Origin of the sequence: Candidatus Stoquefichus massiliensis AP9, assembly GCF_000455285.1 — a bacterium.
GTDB classification, from domain to species: Bacteria; Bacillota_I; Bacilli_A; order Erysipelotrichales; family Coprobacillaceae; genus Stoquefichus; species Stoquefichus massiliensis.
In genome coordinates, this window is record NZ_HG005289.1 from 252,996 (window position 1) to 254,952 (window position 1,957).

Here is a 1,957-nt window from a genome sequence, read left to right on the forward strand (position 1 = left end):
CTGTAGGATTAGATACTTTAACAATACAAGTAGCTTTCAATTCACCAACCATAGCAATTATAGTTGCTTCTCCAATTGTAGATTTTCCAGATGATACTGCCGTAATACATCCATCTCCATCAACACTTACAATATTATTATCTGTAGATGACCATTTGATAATTTGATCATCTGTTGTATCATAAGGAGTAAAATTAACGTATAATTGTTTGCTTTCTCCTACGTATAGATTCAGATTCGTTTCATTAATTTCAATATTTACCAGTGGAAGTGTTATGTTTACTTCACAAATATATTCTTTGCCTTTATATTTTGCAATAATTTCTGTTGTTCCTTTATTAACACCAAAAATCATTCCCTCTGCATTAACAGTTGCAATATTACTATTTTTTGATTCCCATTTGACCTCAGAATAAGGAATTGTTAAATCATTATGCTTTAAAAATATAGTAGCACTTTCATCCTTTTTTAAATCTATATAATTTACATTTAATTGGACATCAAAATCTTTATCAACTATAACCCTTACTCTTTCTGATACATTGTTATATTTGAAATATAGTGATTCATAATAACCCTTAGAAGTCTCTTTAAGTCCTGTAATTTTATTTTTATCAACTTTTATATATTCACTTGTTCTATATACGTCAATATATGGAGTATCAGTAGTTTCAATTGGTTTTATATTATATTTTAAAACCAATTCTTCTCCTACTGATAATCTTACAATTTTTTCTTTACTGGATTCATCCACACCACTAATTCCTGATATAAACTCAATAGAATTTATTGCTGGTCCTTTGCTTATAAATTTATAACTATTTTCTTTAGCATATTTTTCAGCTGAACTATTTGAATAACCATTAATAACTAGATTTGTTGAATCAAAAGTTAATTTGTTATTCAATTGAACTGTACTTGGTATATTTAACTCTTTGAGATTCACGCAGTTTTCAAATGTATAAAATTTATTAGGATCATCCCATGTATAAATATCTATATCTGCAGGAAAATCAACTTTTTCTAAATTAATATCATTTTGAAAAACACCATTTCGAAAAACCATTTTCATAAAGATATCTTCAATATTAAAACTCTTTAATTTTTTACAATCTTTAAATGTTTTGTCAAAGACCATAATACCACCATCTAATGAAATATCTTTTTTTAAAACATTTACTGTTTCTAAATATTCACATTCTGAAAAAGCTTGGCTCCCAATATATACTATATTCCCTGGAAGAGTAAGATTCTTTATACCTGTTTTACTAAATGAATATATTCCTATTTCATATAATTTTTTAGGTAAATAAACTTCCTCAATGTTAGGGCAATTTGCAAATGCATAACTTCCAATTGTTTTAACACTTTCAGGAATAGTTAAACATTTACTTTGGCTATACTTAAACATATTAGAAGAATCAAATAGTTCCGCTGGAATTTCAGTTATACCATTTTCAAATTCAACTTCTTCAATATATTCACAATTATAAAATGGAGTATTTGTCTTATTTAAAGTTTTTGGTATATATATTTTTTTTAGTTTAGTATGAGAAAAAGCCCATAAATCAATTGTAGTTAAATGACTAGGCAATTTAGCTTCAACTAAATTAGTACATTTTCTAAAAGCGTATTTTCCTATTATTCTTAAAGTTTCAGGAAACTGAACACTCTTAATTATTTGATTATTTTCAAAAACAGAAGTCCCTATTTCCACTACACCATCAGGTATAATAACATTTTCTGCATCCCCTCTATATTCAACAAGAATATTATTTTCAATTTTAAAATCACCATCAGATTCTTCAGAAGATATTGCATTAACATTTGAAAAACTAAATAAACCAACTATCAAACAAATTAAGGTTTGTACTATTAATAATTTTCTCATAAATACCTCTCTTTCCATAAATATCCATAACAATTTCATTATATTTTTATATACTAATTATCTACC

At 26.0% G+C, this 1,957-nt stretch carries 1 protein-coding gene; it reads right to left on the reverse strand.

Going from position 1 to position 1,957, the window contains the following annotated elements:
- Positions 1-1,891, reverse strand: a 1,891-nt coding sequence (locus tag BN350_RS19055; RefSeq protein WP_044600268.1) for a leucine-rich repeat protein, incomplete at its 3' end; no start/stop codon positions are given.
- Between the last annotated feature and the right edge of the window lie 66 nt (positions 1,892-1,957).